An 18,270-nucleotide genomic window follows, 5' to 3' on the forward strand; every position below is an offset into this window, starting at 1 on the left:
AATTTATTATCGTTAAAACACACCTAGCAATTATAACATAACTCATATTTAAATTGAGAACTTATTTTTATGCCGAAACTAACCAAATCCAGCTTAAGTAGTGCTAGAAAACATTATCCTTTAGCTATTCTTCCCTATCTCTATAAAAACTATCTAACACTCTTCCACTTATTATCAGCATTATAGTAACATTTGTTAATTTATTTATAAGTATATAAAATTTAATAATTACATACAAACACCCACTCGGCTATCCTACAACTAAAGATTAACCTTGCTTCGTTTTCTCCTAAGCATTTTCAAACGCTTTCTTTATGTATTTTATCCGTTTTTATACATGTAACGAAAAGTAATTGTTATTTCCAATACTTTAGTGTATATTTTTTCTCTGGAACATCTTTAAGAGAAAGGGATTAAGGCCATGTTATTAATCGATATATTTACGTTTCTTGGCATTATCGCCGCTGCCATTTCTGGTACATTAGTTGGTTTAAAAAAAGATTTAGATTTATTTGGTGTCCTTTGTTTAGCTGTAGCTACTGCGCTCGGCGGCGGTATTATTCGTGATATCATGATTGGTAACCTGCCCCCTGTCGCATTTGTAAAACCCATTTACTTTTTCGTAAGTGTATTATCAGCATTATTTACTTGTATGTTTTTTGAGCGTATCAATAAACTTCAAGTCGTTATTATGCTTTCTGATGCTGTTGGATTAGGCGTTTTTACAGCTATTGGTGCAAATGCGGCAATGTCACATCATGTTGACGCCTCATTTCTAGTTGTTTCAATGGGAGTCATTACAGGTATTGGAGGCGGTATTTTGCGTGACATTTGTGCTCAAGATATCCCTTACGTATTCCGAAAAGAGATTTACGCAATCGCTTCTATCTTAGGAGCAATTAGCTTCCTAATCACATACGCTATGGGGGCGCACGTATTAGCTTTCTATGTTTGTTTATTAGTAACATTCGTTATTCGTGTCGTCACTGTAATATATAATGTGCATTTCCCTGTTTTCTTTAAAACACATGCTAAAATTAATAAAGGCCATTAAGAGAATTCTATCTAGAATTCTCTTAATTTATATACTATTCAACGAACTAATATAGAGTAATTATATATAAGCATATATAATTACTCTATATTAGTTTTAAAATTGAAAACGTTTTATATACAGGGGGAAGAATGATGCTTGGGGTTTTCAGAAAAAATATTAATAAAACAAATGCCAGTATAATCGAATTAAGTAAGGACCAACAAATAACTTTTAATGTACCTACTAATTCTGAATTGAAAATTCAAATGGATATGCTACATATTTCAAAAGAAGATTTACAAGTTGTAAAAGTACTACAGCCTTTTATTTATGCAGAAATTGATTGGATTACTGAAAAATTCTATGCCAACATTACAAAACAACCTAATTTAATTACTATTATTGAACGTTACAGCTCTATTCCAAAACTAAAACAAACTTTAAAAACACATATTAAAGAATTATTCAGCGGCAATATGCATGAAGATTTCATTGAACAGCGTGTTAGAATTGCCAAAAGACATGTGCAAATTGGTTTACATCGAAAATGGTATACTGCTGCTTATCAAGAATTATTCCGCTCTATCATGAAGATTTTGCAAACAAAAATAAAAACAATCGATGATTTTTCCTATTCTATAAATGTCATAAATAAATTATTCACTCTTGAACAAGAACTTGTTCTTGCAGCTTATGAATCTGAATATGAAAGAATGCAAAAAGAGCATGAGAAAGAAAAAGAACTAACTGCTATGACAATTACGCATATTGCAACAGAACTAGCTGCTGTATCTGAAAAGACAAGCTCTTCTATTCAAAAACTAACCGCTAAGTCTGAAACTATTGTAGAGATTGCTAAAACAGGTACATCATTAGCTACAACATCTGAAGAAAAAGCGAATAAAGGGAAAGAACAATTAAACCAGCAAAACAAACGAATGGGATCTATTCAAATGAATATGGAAACGATTATTACAGATACTCATGAACTTCTTGATATTTCTAACAAAATTAACGAAATCATAGATATCGTTAAATCAATCGCGGAGCAAACAAATTTACTCGCACTAAATGCTGCTATCGAGTCTGCACGTGCTGGAGAATTTGGGAAGGGGTTTTCTGTTGTTGCTGGTGAAATCCGAAAATTATCAGAGCAAACGAAAGAATCTATCTTTAACGTTACAAAGCTCGTCGAAAAAACAAATGAACAAATTATCCGTGTCTCGTCTTCCGTGAAACAAATTAGCTCTCTCGTATCAGAAGGAACCGATAGTATGTCGGCAACAGATCGATACTTCCAAGAAATTGTAAAAGATATGTCTAACTCAAAAGAACAGAATAAGAAAATTGAACATGAGCTACAAGCTATTTCACAAGTAATGAAAGGAATTCAAGATGATTCCTCACAAATGGCTCTAACAGCCGATAATTTACAACTAGAACTAAATCGATAAGATAAAGTGAAACTTTAATCAGCCCTCAACAATCGGGCTTTTACAGGCAGTCCGCCCCCACCTAACTTCTTTGCTTTCGCTGATTTTGAGGTGGGGTCTAACTGTCCGGAAAATAGCGGAATAAAATTCAGGTCCGGCATACTTTCCATTTTGCACTGACTACTAAATTTCATCTTCCATCAAAAAAAAAGAATCCAGAATGGATTCTTTTTATTTTCTGAAAAATATTTTTTGACAATACACATAACTCATATAAACACCAAAGCTCTGCAAAATAAACAATGCCGGCATAATTACATTGTAATATGCCATATCTACTTGGAAAAGCCTTAACAATACGTAGCCACTAATTAAAAATAAGAACAACATATACCCTTCATTTTGTTGTTTCTTAATAAGGAAGTGCAATAGAGCTATAGTCATAAACAATGTTACGGCTATATATATCAGTTTTTCACATTTGAAAAGAATAGAATTTATCCCCTCATCTGAAAACTGATTTATCATCGGTTCTAAAAGTTTAAATCTTTCTCCCTCAATCTCTTTTAACTTTTGATCAATATGCTCTGTTACACTTTGATTTTTCGATATTTTTTCCTCATGTTTCTTTTTTCCAATTAAGACAGATTGAACATACGTCTCATTCGAAATCGTATATTGTGACAATCCCATTGCCTTAATTCCATAATTCACACCAAAATGAGTACTATAAAATAGAATAAGTATCCCTACCATCTTTAGTAACACTTTTTGTTTCGTTGCTGATTGAGACACTTCAATTAATAATACATATACAGTGATAAAAATAGGAAGAAATAATCCTATCGGGAAAATCATATTACTAAATGCAAATAAAACCGCTGAAAACACCCACATATAAGGATGATCTAACCCTTTATATAAAAGTATGTAACAAGCAAAATAAAATAAAAATATTGCAAGTGACTCAGGAGTTAATACGGAACTCAGCAATATATTTGGAATATACAGAGCATAAAATATAGAAGCAATACGACCGCATTCTTCTCCAAAAACCATTGCCGCAATACGATAAATAAAAAATGCGGTTCCTGCGCAAAATAACACATTAAATAGTTGTAAAGCGAATAATGTATCACCGAATATACGAATGATTACTGACTCATATATAATAAAAGGCAAATGAGTTACAGTCCCTATATTATTACCAATTGCAATCTGCTTTGCAGACTCATACATCACTTTCATATCACCAATTATTGGAGCATCTACAAATAACAGCATACTAAGCCTCACAACTATAGATATACTTATAAGAAAAATAAGAAATTGTTTATCTGTAAAACGATATTGTAGAATTGATGCCACTAACAAAATAAGTATGACGAAAATTGCCAATATGATTGTTACACTTGTTGTACTTCCTCCAAAGAATTGCTTACTTGTCTCAAATGCTACCCAACAACTATAAGCGAAAAATGCGAGCATCGCACCGATCGTAATTTTATTGAAGAAAGATGAAAAATTTGTTTGTATATGATTCATATGTCCATTGCACCTCTATTTCCATTCATAACAAAATGATTCTATCATGAATGGGTACACGGCTGATAGGGAATTTCTATGACGAATACATAGTCATTACTTTTTACTTGCAATGTAAGCGAATCCTCTTTTACACTACATTTTAGATAAAATAAATTTTCTTTCAGTTACATGAATACAAATACAGAAGTTTAAATAATCCTCTTTTGGAATACACTTTACTTCATTAAATATCTAATATGAGTACTCCACTTACACATATTATTCTGATTGAAAACAGACTATAGGGGCTGAATATATGGAAAAGAAATTCATGCGAGAATCTAAAGCAATTAAGACAACACGTGTTTTTCCTAACGATTTAAATAATCACCAAACACTTTTTGGAGGGAAATTATTAGCAGAAATTGATAGTATTGCTTCAATTGCGGCTGCAAGACATAGTCGTAAACATTGCGTAACAGCATCTATTGATTCAGTTGATTTTTTAACTCCAATTCACCAAGCTGATTCTGTTTGTTATGAAGCATTTGTGTGTTATACAGGGAAATCTTCAATGGAAGTTTTCGTAAAAGTAATCGCAGAAAATTTATTAGCAGGCGAGCGTAGAATTGCTGCTACTTGCTTCATTACATTTGTGGCTATAAAAGATGGAAAACCTTCGTCCGTACCACAAGTACTACCTGAAACTCAGGAAGAACATTGGTTACACACAACCGGTTTAGAACGCGCGGAAAACCGAAAAAAGGGACGTTTAAAAAGTAAAGAGATGGCTGAAGTTTTAACTTTAAGTAAGCCTTGGAATATTTAACATAATCTTCTCATCATACATGCACAGGTCCTTCCTTGCATGTATTTTTTATTATAAAAAATACTATCGCTTGCTTCATCATAATGCGGAATGGATAGCGCTTCATTAAAAGATATATAAATAATAGTATTGGATATAAAGCAACTTGTAGGCGTAAGTACAATGCTAAAAAGTAGAAAATGTTTCGTTTTATGAGTATCAGCTAATTTTAAGCTCCAATATAATAATCCCAATGAAAAGAATAGAAACTGTCCTTCTGTTAAAGTTAAATTTTCCACAACAATCTCTGGAGGATACACCGCTAATAAGAAAGCACCTATTAATCCTGCAGCGGGATTCAATAAATAAGTACCAATCTTATAAGTTAGTAAAATAATAAGTACTCCTAATAGGATAATAATTAATTTAGCTACAAAAAGGCCTTTATTACCATTTCCAAAAAAGTAAAATACAGTAACTAAAAACACTGGAAAACCTGGCATAATATGAATAGGTGGTTTATCAAGCTCATGATATATTAACATTCCTGTTTCCAATAAAATAGTTTCCATTTTTTGATAACCTATATCATCGCTAGCTAGAGTCAAATCTGCACCATGTGTTTGTAAAGTTGCAAAACGAAGCGCAAATCGCCTTAACATTTCATATTTCCCCTTAAAATACATAATTTTCAAATTTTATTTATATATTTTCACAAGAAAATATATTCTATTATTGTACTTTGTATACAAAGTACAATAATAGAAAGTTGATTTACAAAGTTTATATGCGTTAAACTGATACAGATGTTCTTGTAATCCTCTTCCTTTCAAAAGGCTTGTATATATGGTGCAAGACATAAAAAATTTGAGGAGATAAAAATTCTATGATGGAACAAAAACAACTTGTTTCTGTTGTCATACCTCTGTATAACACAGAAAAATATATTGAAGACACAATGCAGTCAATACTGGATCAAACATATAAAAACATTGAAATTGTAATTGTAGATGATGGAAGTAAAGATCAATCACCTTCTATCGTAAAAAATCTTGCAGAAAAATATCCGGGGCAAGTAAAATACGTTCACCAAAAAAACCAAGGCGTTTCAGTAGCTCGTAATACAGGGATTGAAAATGCTAGCGGGGAATACGTCGCTTTCCTTGATAGTGATGACTTATGGCATCCAACTAAAATTGAGAAACAAATCGAGAGTATGCATAAAAACAACATGGATGCGTGCTATTGTGGTTATATGAATTTTTACGAAGAAACAGGCGAAAAGATTGAGCATACAACAAACTTTATTAAAGGTGATATGGCAAAAGCATTCTTAACACACCAAGTTGTTGCTCAAACAAGTACTTGGATTTTCAAACGCTCTATCGCAATGAATCATAATATCCGTTTTACACCAGGATGTAGCTGGGGAGAAGACTTGGAGTTTTTATTTAAACTAATGAGTGTGACAAATGTATGCTATGTGGATGAATATTTAACATATTATAGAATCTTATCCGAAGGAAATCTTTCTTCTAAATATAAAGATTACGAATTAAAAACAACTAAAGAACTGGAAGTATTCAATCGTATGAAAGACTGGGTACATAATAAATCTCAAGACTTCATTACGAAAGACCCTCAGTCACTTATTGAGATTCTTGAGACTTATTTATTCCCTTATACGGTTATCAATAATGCTTGTATATACATTAAAGAAAACTCTCAATTAAATAATGCCCAAGTTCAATTAATCAAAAAAGATATAAAGAAATATTGCCGTAAAATCTATTCAAAAAATGGAAATCGTAGTAAAAAACTATATGCAATGCTTTGGTTTGTACGAATTAAATTTCTGTTTTCTTAAACTGAAAATATAGTACTCATCTCTCTTTCCGTAAACAAATCAAATTTACAAATAGGACAAACGAAAAAGGTCCTAAAGAATAGAAAGGTTTTTTCTCATGAAAACAAATAAGATTCTTAAAAATGCCTCCTACCTATTTGTAGGAAATATTACTGTTCGATTTGTACTTGCTATCGCGACGATTCTCTTCGCAAGATACGTTTCTCCTGGTGAGTATGGGATGTTTACAACTGCATTAGCAGTTTCCGCTGTTATTTGTTATTTCACAGATGCAGGTTTGACACATACGTTTATGCGTGAAGGAACGAGAAAGGATGCAAATATTAGCGTACTAATCAGTAGTTATTTACGCATTCGTTTCGTATTAGCTGTCGTAATTTCTGTACTCTTCGCTATTTTTGCTCAGTTCTTCTATACAGATGCCTACTTACGCGCCATGGTATATTGGGTTGTACTACCAACAATGTTTGGAGCAACTTTACAAGGTGTCGGGATGGCTTACTTCCAAGTAACAGAACGTATGCAATTTACAGCCATTATTTCTGTAATACAAGGTGTAACAGCCGCAGCTGCTCTTCTACTAGGAATGTCATTTAAATGGTCACTTATGATGGTCGCTGCCATGTACGGAATATCCAGTCTTGTAACAGGTGTCATCGCCTTTATAATGGTAATTCGCCATACGACAGTTCATAAGGGCTGGGACAAAGGGATTTTAGATCAACTGCTGATTTTCACAATCAATGGCATTATCATTATGCTCTTGCCACAGTTAGGGCCTATTATATTAGAAAAAGTCTCAACGTACGAGCAAGTGGGATTCTTTGGAGCTGCTTCTAAAATACCCGCTGTACTTTATCAAATACCCGGTGTAATTGCAGCAGCCTTTTATCCAAAGTTATTTGCTTTTGGAAATGAAAAAAATATTGATGAACATAGAAAACTATCTCTGTTTGAATTAAAGCTTATGTCTTTCTTAGGAATGGGGATTTCTATCCCATTCATCGCTAATCCAAGATTTTGGATTGTTACTTTATTAGGTGAAGAGTATGCCCCAGCTGGTGACGCTCTTGCAATTTTAGCCTTTATGGTCATTTTACAATCTATCAACTACCCACTTGCTGATAATTTAACGACAATTGGCCAACAGTGGAAGCGTGCGACAACGATGGGGATTGGATTAGCTGTTGCTGTCATAAGTTACATCGTATTAGGTAGCCAATTTGGAATGATGGGAGCAGCTGTAGCTGCTATCCTTACCGAGATTACATTATTAATCGGCTTTACTTTATTCGCTCGTAAAGGCTTTACATTACTATTCAAAGGAACAATATTCAATGCACTAGCATTTATAATCAGTTACGCTCTATATCGTACTGTGTTAATTAACTTACCACCACTAGTAGCTTTAACACTTACTGGTATATTGTACGGCATTATCGGTCTTGCAATTGACCCACAAATACGCAGGTTACTTTTAGGGTTTGCGAATAAAAAGCTAGGCAGATAAACAACAACGAAGCAAGTTTCTCTTCCAAATTATGAGGAGAAACTTGCTTTGTTTACTTATATACATTTTTTGAAATGATAGCATTATATCGAAGAATTTAGTATCATGATTCAAGACACTATTTAGAATTGAACGGAGGACATTATGAGCTTATTAACTGTTGAAAAATTAGGCCATACATTTGGTGATCGTACATTATTTAAAGATGTATCCATGCGCTTACTCGCAGGAGAACATGTTGGATTAGTTGGAGCAAACGGTGTTGGTAAATCAACATTTATGAATATAATTACTGGTGAACTTATCCATGATGAAGGCCGTGTCGAATGGACACCTGGCACAAATTATGGTTACTTAGACCAACATACAATTTTAACACCTGGCCGTACAATTCGTGACGTATTAGCAGATGCATTTTTACCTTTATTTAAAAAAGAAAAAGCTTTAAATGAAGTTACAGAAAAAATGGGAACTGCTACACCTGAAGAATTAGAAGAACTCCTTGAGCAAATGGCGGAAATACAAGATGCTCTTGAAGCAGGCGGTTTCTATTTATTAGATATGAAAATTGAGGAAGCAGCGCGCGGTCTTGGAATTGACGCAATTGGTTTAGATCGTGATGTTGCTGCATTAAGTGGTGGACAACGTACAAAAGTATTACTTGCAAAGTTACTACTTGAGCAACCAGAAGTATTACTATTAGATGAGCCTACCAACTATTTAGACGTTGAACATATTCATTGGTTAACAAATTATTTAAAAGAATATCCACACGCATTCCTATTAATTTCCCATGATACGGAATTTATGAATAAATGTGTCGATGTTATTTTCCATCTAGAATTCACAAAGATGACGCGTTATACAGCGACATATGAAAAATTCCTAGAGCTAGCGGAAATTAATAAAAACCAACATATTAATGCTTATGAAAAACAAAAAGAATTTATAAAAAAACAAGAAGATTTTATTGCGAAGAATAAAGCGCGCTACTCAACGACAGGTCGTGCAAAAAGTCGTCAAAAACAACTCGATCGTATGGAACGTATCGATCGTCCTGAGACGGCGATTAAACCTGAATTCTCGTTTAAAGAAAGTCGCGCAAGTAGCCGATTCGTCTTTGAAGGAGAAAATGTAGAAATTGGATATACACACCCGTTATTACCAAAACTAACAATGACAATTGAACGCGGTGAAAAAATTGCAATCGTCGGATGTAATGGCGTAGGTAAGTCTACACTATTAAAAACGATTTTAGGTAAAATCAAACCATTAAGCGGAAAAACAAGCCTTGGTGATTTCTTAAACCCATCATACTTCGAACAAGAAGTGAAAGCTGATAATATAACACCGATTGATGATGTTTGGAACACGTTCCCTAGCCTAGACCAACATCAAATACGTGCAATGTTGGCAAAGTGCGGTTTAAAAAACGAACATATTTCTCGTCCTCTAAGCCAATTAAGTGGTGGCGAACAAGCGAAAGTCCGTTTATGTAAGCTAATGGGGGAAGAGAGCAACTGGTTACTATTTGACGAGCCAACAAATCACCTTGATGTTACAGCAAAAGAAGAATTGAAGAAAGCGATGAGAGCTTACAAAGGAACAATTCTTTTAGTGTGTCATGAACCAGACTTTTATGAAGATTGGATAACAAAAGTTTGGAATGTTGAAGAATGGTCGCAACACAATTCATAACTTTCCACTACATTTTTCTTACATATTAATTTCTATGTAAGAAAAATGTATTTTTATATTCCGTCCTAATAAAAATATAAAATACATCTCCTATATAGCCCCGGGCGTATTTTGATAAGTAAACTAATCATGGTATTCTTTTAGGTGATACTCTACATACCAAGAATAGAATATTCTCAACTACTAAAATATAATTGATTTGAAGGAGTGTATAAATTTAATGCCGATTACAGCATTTAATAGAATCAATTCTTTTTTGACTAAATCTTTATTAATACTATGTCTCATTATCTTGTCATGGATTACGTGGGAATCATATCTCACAATTAGCGATAAACTAGACGTTCCAAATTCAGTAAGTCTTCCTATTATGATTGGAATTGGGCTCGTTTTTCTTATAGTAGCGTGCTTAATAAATAAATATATGTCATCGCTAACATTCGTGATTTCACTTACTTTATTAGCTTTTATCGTGCGCTTAATTTGGATTCTACAAATACCAAGCGTACCTTTATCAGATTTTGCAATAATGTATAATAGCGCTATTCAAGCTGCCCACGGTGATTTTAGTTTTACAAATACTATATATTTCACTTCGTGGGTGTATCAACTTGGATTTACGATTTATGAAGCGCTCATTATAAAGATTTTTGGAGAAGGAATATTCGCTTTACAATTTTTAAATGTCCTATTTTGTACGGGAACTACAATATTTGTTTATAAAATCACTGCGAAAACATTTAATGAATGGTCCGGACGTATCGCTGGATTGATGTATGCATTATATATTCCAAGTATTATGCTAAGTTCTGTGTTAACAAATCAACATCTAGCTACTTTCTTCTTTTACTTTGGATTTTATTTATTAGTAACTAAAGGATTGCAAAGTGAATATATGTGGATTTTTATTGGTATCTTATTATCTTTAGGGGACATTATGCGACCACTTGGTATGTTAATTTTAATTGCTGTTGCTATTTACATCTTCCTACATGGAATGCTGGGGAAACCTAAAAAAATCATTTTCAATTCTTTTAAGAAATTATGTGGGATTTTTATTGTTTTCTACTTAGTTCACTACATGATAAGCTTTGCATTTATCTCTTCTGGAATTACACAATATCCATTATCGAATCGCGATCCTCTTTGGAAATTTGTAGTCGGTCTTAACCATGAAACAAAGGGTGGGTATTCCCATGAAGACGCAGGCCATATTATGTCTCTAGAGATTGGCGAAGAACGCACTTTAGAAGAAAAGAAAATTATTAAAGAACGATTAGCTGACAAGGACAAGGTTATATCATTATTTGAAGAGAAGTTTGCACTTATGTGGGGTGATACCGATTCTTCACCATCATGGAGCTTATATACACCTAACTTTGAAATTCTGGATGGGATGCAAGATTTAAAAGAGAATGCTATTCTATATGAGCGCTATATGTATACAGCTGCGATGTTCTTCGGAATAATAGCGATTCTTTACCTTATAGTAACAAAACAAGACAATCTTCATTACACATTATTCTTACTACTAATTGTTGGATATGTATTAATTCATCTATTAATTGAATACCAAACTAGATACAGGTATTTCATAATACCAAGTTTCAGCATAATACAAAGTTATGGGATATACGTATGTTTTCAATACGTTCGAAAATTCAAAAGAAATTAAGTGCAAAGTACCTCCTTTTCAACCTTGGAGATACTTTCTTATAAATAAATAATATGAAGTTCAAAAATATGTTATACTATCTACTGGTATCTTTTTTCCTATACCACCTAAATTTATATATTTTATAAAAATGAGGATAATATTATGGAGAAACTCTTAAAGTTTGGTTTAGTAGGAATCTTTAATACGCTCATTACAATTATTAGCTTTTGGATATTATTAAAATTTGGGATGAACTACCTTATTGCGAATACCATTGCCTATTTAATTGGTGTTGCCAATAGCTACTATTGGAATAAAAATTGGGTGTTTAAACCTAATAATAAAAGCACGTCAATGTTCTTTAAATTTCTAACTGTAAATTTAATTGTATTGGCTTTTAATACATTATGTTTATTTATATTAGTAGATAAACTTGCCTTTAATGCGCTAATTGCACAGATTTTCGCAATTGGTGTCGGAATGGTTATCAATTTTGTCCTTAATAAAATTTGGACATTCAACCAAACTGAAAAGGCTACTAATTAAACTTAAACAACTTATTAAAACTACGGAGGATACAACATGCAAAAATTAATTTCGGTTGTAGTTCCTATGTACTTCGAGGAAGAAGTAGCGCAGGAATGTTATAACCGTTTAAAGTCCGTTATGCTTCAAAATGATATTAATTACGAGTTTGTCTTTGTAAACGACGGTAGCACAGACCGTACAATGGAAATCTTATCTGAGATTGCATCAAATGATTACCGTACAAAAATCGTTAATTTCGCGCGTAACTTTGGACATCAAGTAGCCGTTACAGCTGGTATTGCTGCTGCAAAAGGTGATGCTATTGTAATTATAGATGCAGACTTACAAGATCCACCTGAAGTTATTCCTGAACTTATTGCAAAATGGGAAGAAGGATATGAAGTTGTTTATGCAAAACGTAAACAACGTAAAGGTGAAACTTGGTTTAAACTTTTAACAGCTAAGTATTTCTATAAATTCTTAAATTACATGTCCGATATCGATATCCCAAAAGATACTGGTGATTTCCGAATCATCGATCGTAAAGTAGCTGATGTTTTCAATCAAATGACTGAGCGCAATCGTTTCATTCGTGGGATGATGTCTTGGGTTGGCTTCCGCCAAACGTATGTTGAATATGAACGTGACGAGCGCTTTGCTGGTGAAACAAAATACCCATTGAAGAAAATGATTAAATTTGCATCTGATGGCATTATTGCGTTTTCAACAAAACCGTTACGTATAGTTATGACTTTAGGCTTATTATCAGTTCTCATTTCAATAATTGTCTTAGTATATACAATTACTGTGAAAATTATTGGCTCTGGTACGCAAACAGGTTGGGCATCTATTATGGTCGCTATTACATTCTTTAGCGGTATTCAGTTACTTGGCCTTGGAATCGTCGGTCAATATATTGCTCGTATTTATGACGAAAGTAAAAACCGTCCAATTTATATCGTGAAAGAAACAATTAACCTTGAAAAAGAAGAGACTGTACAGAAAAAAGAAATAGTGAATATATAATAAAAAGGTAACAATGAAAACCATCATTGTTACCTTTTTATATTGTAATACTCCATAATCCGCAAGCGAAATTCCTTTAAATTTGGATATACCTCTAAGTTAGATAACATCCCTTGAATGACTGGAATTCTAGGGTTTGACCTCATTTCTGACTCTAAAACATCTAATGTAACAAGCAATTCATCATCTTCTAATTGATCAGCTAATGTTCGCTTAAACACAATGATTTCTTTTAAAAAACGTTCTTTAACTTGCTCCTTAATAAGGTCTGATTTACAAACAAACTCCCCAAGCCCTTCTTCGTGTAGAACAGGTTCTTCCAAAGATTCTATGAGCCCATCTACTAAATGATCTATCCTTTTTAAAATAAATATCGATACATAGGACAAATCAATTTCTAGTGCTTGTAAAATAATTAATTCTAAATACCCACGGCATATACCTTCTACCATAATTACTAAATCCAATAAATATGGCATAACCTTTTCACCATAAATGGACAATAAACTATTCCGATAAAATGCATGAGACTCTAACTTCATCCGCATCATAAATTCTTCCACTTCTTTATTAAACGGAATGGCATTTTCTCTTGCATGCATAATAATAAACTCTTTATGTTTTTGCACATCAGTAAACTGAAAGTATAATTGCTTTTCAAATTTTTCACGTGGTAGTAAAGACTCTTTTTCAATATCCAGCATTTTCTTTTGGATTTTTTCATAATAATATCGAAGCGTCGCTAATAAAAGCTCATCTTTCGATTTAAAGTACAAATAAAAAGCTCCCTTTGAAATACCACAAGTGGTGACGATTTCTTGTACCGACGTTGCATTTACACCCTTAGTCGCAAATAACTTCATAGCCGCTTCTATAATTAAACGCTCTTTTTCTTTCATATCTTCTCTCCTAAATTTAATCTCGCATCTTATTATAAATGTATTATACCATCTCTTTTTATTGACGATTGACCAACTGGTCAGTTATATTATGTATTAGACTGACCAGTTGGTCAATACAATAAAAAGGGAGCGCAAACATGAACAAAATCATCAATTTCTCGTTAAAAAATAAGTTCGCAGTTTGGCTACTAACCATTATTGTTACTATTGCAGGGATCTACTCTGGACTCAATATGAAGCTGGAAACAATTCCTGATATTACAACACCGATTGTAACAGTAACTACGGTCTATCCTGGTGCTACACCAGAAGAAGTAGCTGATAAAGTTTCAAAGCCGATGGAAGAACAACTACAAAATTTAAGCGGTGTTAACGTTGTAAGCTCATCATCTTTTCAAAACGCATCTTCTATTCAAGTAGAATACGATTTTGATAAAAATATGGAAAAAGCAGAAACAGAAATTAAAGAAGCTCTCACAAATGTAAAACTCCCAGAAGGTGTTAAAGATCCTAAAGTTTCACGAGTAAACTTCAATGCTTTCCCAGTTATTTCGTTAAGCGTAGCAAGCAAGAATGAATCTTTAGCTACCTTAACTGAAAATGTAGAAAAAAATGTTGTACCAGGATTAAAAGGACTTGATGGTGTTGCATCTGTCCAAATTGCTGGCCAACAAGTAGATGAAGTACAGCTTGTCTTCAAGAAAGATAAAATGAAAGAACTAGGACTAAGTGAAGATACTGTAAAAAATGTGATTAAGGGATCGGATGTATCTTTACCACTTGGCTTATACACATTTAAAGACACGGAAAAATCAGTTGTTGTAGATGGCAATATTACAACGATTAAAGCATTAAAAGAACTTAAAATCCCAGCTATACCTTCCTCACCTAACGGTCAAGGTAGTCAAAATGCTGGCGCTGGTGCACAAACGCCGCAAATGAATCCAACTGCTATGAACGGGATTCCAACAGTTACATTAGACGAAATTGCTGACATTAAAGAAGTTGGGAAAGCAGAATCCATTTCTCGAACAAATGGAAAAGAAGCAATTGGAATTCAAATTGTGAAGGCCTCTGATGCAAATACAGTTGATGTTGTAAATGCAGTAAAAGATAAAGTAAAAGATCTTGAGAAAAAATATAAAGATTTAGAGATCATTTCAACATTCGACCAAGGTGCACCTATTGAAAAATCAGTTGAAACAATGCTAAGCAAAGCAATTTTCGGTGCTATCTTTGCGATTGTTATTATTATGCTGTTCCTACGAAATATTCGAACAACGTTAATCTCTGTCGTTTCAATACCACTTTCTTTATTAATTGCTGTTTTAGTCATAAAGCAAATGGATATTACGCTTAACATTATGACACTTGGAGCAATGACCGTTGCTATAGGCCGCGTTGTCGATGACTCAATTGTTGTTATTGAAAATATTTACCGACGTATGTCGTTATCAGAAGAGAAATTGCGCGGAAAAGATTTAATTCGTGAAGCTACGAAAGAAATGTTTATCCCAATTATGTCTTCTACCATTGTAACAATTGCTGTATTTTTACCACTTGGACTAGTAAAAGGTATGATTGGTGAAATGTTCTTACCATTTGCCTTAACTATCGTCTTCGCTTTATTAGCATCATTACTAGTAGCTGTTACAATCGTACCGATGCTAGCTCACTCTTTATTTAAGAAAGAGAGTATGAGGGAAAAAGAAGTACATCATGAAGAAAAGCCAAGTAAATTAGCAAATGGTTATAAACGCATACTTGCATGGGCTTTAAATCACAAAATTATTACATCAAGTATCGCTGTCCTTCTATTGGTTGGTAGTCTTGCACTTGTACCAGTTATCGGTGTAAGTTTCTTACCTTCTGAAGAAGAAAAAATGATTATTGCAACATATAATCCTGAACCAGGTCAAACGTTAGAAGACGTTGAAAAAATTGCAACAAAAGCTGAGAAGCACTTCCAAGATAATAAAGACGTCAAAACAACTCAGTTCTCATTAGGTGGAGAGAATCCAATGAGTCCTGGTCAATCAAACCAAGCAATGTTCTTCGTGCAATATGATAACGACACGAAAAACTTCGAAAAAGAGAAAGAACAAGTCGTTAAAGATTTACAGAAGATGTCTGGCAAAGGCGAATGGAAAAACCAAGACTTCGGAGCAAGTGGCGGTAGTAATGAAATTAAACTATACGTTTACGGAGATAGCTCAGAAGACATTAAGCCTGTCGTAAAAGATATTCAAAATATCATGAAGAAAAATAAAGACTTAAAAGATATAGATTCTAGTATTGCAAAAACATATGCAGAGTACACTTTAGTCGCAGATCAAGAAAAGCTAAGTAAAATGGGCTTAACGGCTGCTCAAATTGGAATGGGACTTTCTAATCAACATGATCGCCCTGTTCTGACAACAATTAAAAAAGACGGTAAAGATATCAATGTATATGTAGAAGCTGAAAAACAAAATTATGAAACAATCGATGACTTAACAAATCGCAAAATTACAACACCACTTGGTAATGAAGTAGCTGTGAAAGATGTTATGACTGTAAAAGAAGGTGAAACATCGAATACAGTAACACACCGAGATGGACGCGTTTATGCAGAGGTTAGTGCAAAACTAACATCTGATGACGTTTCAAAAGCATCTGCTGCAGTCCAAAAAGAAGTAGATAAAATGGATCTTCCTTCCGGTGTAGATGTTTCTATGGGCGGTGTTACTAAAGATATTGAAGAATCATTCAAACAACTGGGCTTAGCGATGTTAGCTGCGATTGCCATTGTATACTTCGTTCTTGTCGTTACATTTGGCGGTGCTCTTGCACCATTCGCAATTTTATTCTCGCTACCATTCACAATTATTGGGGCTCTTGTTGCCTTATTAATCTCTGGTGAAACATTAAGTGTATCTGCAATGATTGGTGCGCTTATGTTAATCGGTATCGTTGTAACAAACGCAATCGTGCTTATCGACCGCGTTATTCATAAAGAAAATGAAGGTCTATCAACACGTGAAGCTTTATTAGAAGCTGGTGCAACACGCCTTCGTCCAATTTTAATGACTGCAATTGCAACAATCGGTGCTCTTATCCCGCTTGCATTAGGATTTGAAGGTAGTGGCTTAATTTCTAAAGGACTTGGTGTAACAGTAATTGGTGGATTAACAAGTTCAACGTTATTAACACTTCTTATTGTTCCAATCGTTTATGAAGTATTAAGCAAGTTCAAAAAGAAAAAAGCAAAATAACAAAAAAATAACCTCGCTAACTGCGAGGTTATTTTTTATTTCCAAACAAGATTAGGAAATCGCCATAGCCTTCTTTCTCTAATTCCTCTTTTGGAATAAATCGAAGAGCTGCGGAATTAATACAGTAACGAAGGCCATTTGGTCCTGGACCGTCTGGAAATACGTGCCCAAGATGTGAGTCTCCTTCTTTACTTCTCACTTCTGTACGTGTCATATTATGACTCACATCCATCTTTTCTTTCACACTTGCTGACATAACTGGTTTTGTAAAACTAGGCCATCCACATCCACTATCAAATTTGTCTAGAGAAGTAAACAGCGGCTCACCTGAAACGATGTCTACATAAAGACCTTCCTCTTTATGGTTCCAATACTTATTTCGAAATGGTGGTTCTGTACCATTTTCCTGTGTTACATAAAACTGCATCTCATTGAGTTTTTCTTTTAAATGAGCATTATCCTTTGGCCAATGTTGCTTAATAAAAGCATCTCGTCCTGAGCCTTTACGATATAACTCATAGCGGAATGTGTTTTTCTTATGATATCCTTGGTGATATTCTTCAGCTGCATAAAATGTAGCTGCTGGTAATATTTTTGTCGCAATTGGTTTTGAAAAGCGTCCACTCTGCTCAAGCTCTTCTTTTGAGGCCTCAGCTTTTTTATGTTGTTCTTCATTATGATAAAAAATCACCGTTTCATAAGACTGCCCGCGGTCGTGGAATTGTCCCCCAATATCAGTCGGATCAATTTGTCTCCAATATATATTTAACAATTCCTCATACGGCATTTTATTTGCATCAAATGTAATTTGTACTGCTTCATAATGTCCTGTTGTTTCTGAGCACACTTCTTTATACGTTGGGTCCTCTTTATGACCGCCTGTATAACCTGAAACAACCTGTATAATTCCCTCCATCTCTTCAAATGGAGAAACCATACACCAGAAACACCCTCCAGCAAATGTAGCCAATTCTACCTTTTCATTTACAGCCATTACTTCACCCCTATTCTATATTCTCCTTAC

The 18,270-nt window shown here is 33.8% G+C and carries 14 protein-coding genes and 2 pseudogenes; 11 read left to right on the forward strand and 5 right to left on the reverse strand.

From position 1 onward, the window contains the following. Positions 1-421 precede the first annotated feature (421 nt). The 3 genes and pseudogenes from ATL10_RS21905 to ATL10_RS32395 all read left to right on the forward strand — a co-directional run bounded on the left by ATL10_RS21905 (position 422) and on the right by ATL10_RS32395 (position 2,490). Positions 422-1,054 (forward strand): trimeric intracellular cation channel family protein, encoded by a 633-nt coding sequence (locus tag ATL10_RS21905; protein WP_000924377.1) that lies wholly within the window; start codon positions 422-424, stop codon positions 1,052-1,054. Positions 1,055-1,188: 134 nt separating this feature from the next. Continuing rightward, positions 1,189-1,734: pseudogene (locus ATL10_RS32390) on the forward strand (protoglobin family protein); the annotation flags it as partial. Between the two features lie 54 nt (positions 1,735-1,788). Next, on the forward strand, positions 1,789-2,490 hold the full coding sequence (locus ATL10_RS32395) for a methyl-accepting chemotaxis protein (RefSeq protein WP_372430521.1): 702 nt from the start codon (positions 1,789-1,791) through the stop codon (positions 2,488-2,490). A gap of 14 nt (positions 2,491-2,504) precedes the next feature. Here the strand turns inward: ATL10_RS32395 and ATL10_RS31945 are convergent, their stop codons facing one another. Together ATL10_RS31945 and ATL10_RS21915 are read right to left on the reverse strand one after the other, a co-directional pair. Further along, positions 2,505-2,639, reverse strand: coding sequence for a hypothetical protein (locus tag ATL10_RS31945; RefSeq protein ID WP_258375784.1), 135 nt, complete (start codon positions 2,637-2,639; stop codon positions 2,505-2,507). A gap of 61 nt (positions 2,640-2,700) precedes the next feature. Next, positions 2,701-4,014 carry an ArnT family glycosyltransferase gene (locus tag ATL10_RS21915; RefSeq protein WP_001015628.1) on the reverse strand — a complete coding sequence of 438 codons (1,314 nt, stop codon included), beginning with the start codon at positions 4,012-4,014 and terminating at the stop codon, positions 2,701-2,703. Between the two features lie 298 nt (positions 4,015-4,312). On the opposite strand from ATL10_RS21915, the gene ATL10_RS21920 reads away from it, so the two are divergent. Beyond that, positions 4,313-4,825, forward strand: coding sequence for an acyl-CoA thioesterase (locus ATL10_RS21920; protein WP_000412126.1), 513 nt, complete (start codon positions 4,313-4,315; stop codon positions 4,823-4,825). A gap of 61 nt (positions 4,826-4,886) precedes the next feature. On the opposite strand, the pseudogene ATL10_RS21925 reads toward ATL10_RS21920, so the two are convergent. Beyond that, positions 4,887-5,490: pseudogene (locus ATL10_RS21925) on the reverse strand (4-amino-4-deoxy-L-arabinose transferase); the annotation flags it as partial. 200 nt (positions 5,491-5,690) lie between these two features. On the opposite strand from ATL10_RS21925, the gene ATL10_RS21930 reads away from it, so the two are divergent. From ATL10_RS21930 to ATL10_RS21955, 6 genes are all read left to right on the forward strand, one after another. Continuing rightward, a complete protein-coding gene (locus ATL10_RS21930) occupies positions 5,691-6,671 on the forward strand; it encodes a glycosyltransferase family 2 protein (protein ID WP_110497532.1) in 981 nt (326 codons plus the stop codon). A 97-nt stretch (positions 6,672-6,768) separates the two neighbouring features. After that, positions 6,769-8,181 carry an oligosaccharide flippase family protein gene (locus tag ATL10_RS21935; protein ID WP_000856145.1) on the forward strand — a complete coding sequence of 471 codons (1,413 nt, stop codon included), beginning with the start codon at positions 6,769-6,771 and terminating at the stop codon, positions 8,179-8,181. A 144-nt stretch (positions 8,182-8,325) separates the two neighbouring features. Continuing rightward, complete coding sequence (locus tag ATL10_RS21940; protein ID WP_000055383.1) at positions 8,326-9,879, forward strand: ABC-F family ATP-binding cassette domain-containing protein; 1,554 nt, start codon at positions 8,326-8,328, stop codon at positions 9,877-9,879. Between the two features lie 220 nt (positions 9,880-10,099). After that, positions 10,100-11,554: a glycosyltransferase family 39 protein gene (locus ATL10_RS21945; RefSeq protein ID WP_110497534.1), complete on the forward strand. Its 1,455-nt coding sequence runs from the start codon at positions 10,100-10,102 to the stop codon at positions 11,552-11,554. Between the two features lie 144 nt (positions 11,555-11,698). Beyond that, on the forward strand, positions 11,699-12,082 hold the full coding sequence (locus tag ATL10_RS21950; protein WP_000413280.1) for a GtrA family protein: 384 nt from the start codon (positions 11,699-11,701) through the stop codon (positions 12,080-12,082). Between the two features lie 36 nt (positions 12,083-12,118). Next, complete coding sequence (locus ATL10_RS21955; RefSeq protein ID WP_001170716.1) at positions 12,119-13,090, forward strand: glycosyltransferase family 2 protein; 972 nt, start codon at positions 12,119-12,121, stop codon at positions 13,088-13,090. A gap of 29 nt (positions 13,091-13,119) precedes the next feature. Here the strand turns inward: ATL10_RS21955 and ATL10_RS21960 are convergent, their stop codons facing one another. Continuing rightward, a complete protein-coding gene (locus ATL10_RS21960; protein WP_000659599.1) occupies positions 13,120-13,989 on the reverse strand; it encodes a TetR/AcrR family transcriptional regulator in 870 nt (289 codons plus the stop codon). Positions 13,990-14,129: 140 nt separating this feature from the next. Here ATL10_RS21960 and ATL10_RS21965 point away from each other — a divergent pair, with 140 nt between their 5' ends. Next, positions 14,130-17,246, forward strand: coding sequence for an efflux RND transporter permease subunit (locus ATL10_RS21965; RefSeq protein ID WP_110497536.1), 3,117 nt, complete (start codon positions 14,130-14,132; stop codon positions 17,244-17,246). Positions 17,247-17,274: 28 nt separating this feature from the next. Here the strand turns inward: ATL10_RS21965 and msrB are convergent, their stop codons facing one another. Next, on the reverse strand, positions 17,275-18,240 hold the full coding sequence (msrB, locus tag ATL10_RS21970; protein ID WP_097924441.1) for a peptide-methionine (R)-S-oxide reductase MsrB: 966 nt from the start codon (positions 18,238-18,240) through the stop codon (positions 17,275-17,277). Positions 18,241-18,270 lie beyond the last annotated feature (30 nt).

The organism is Bacillus sp. 196mf (assembly GCF_003217275.1).
GTDB classification, from domain to species: domain Bacteria; phylum Bacillota; class Bacilli; order Bacillales; family Bacillaceae_G; genus Bacillus_A; species Bacillus_A thuringiensis_S.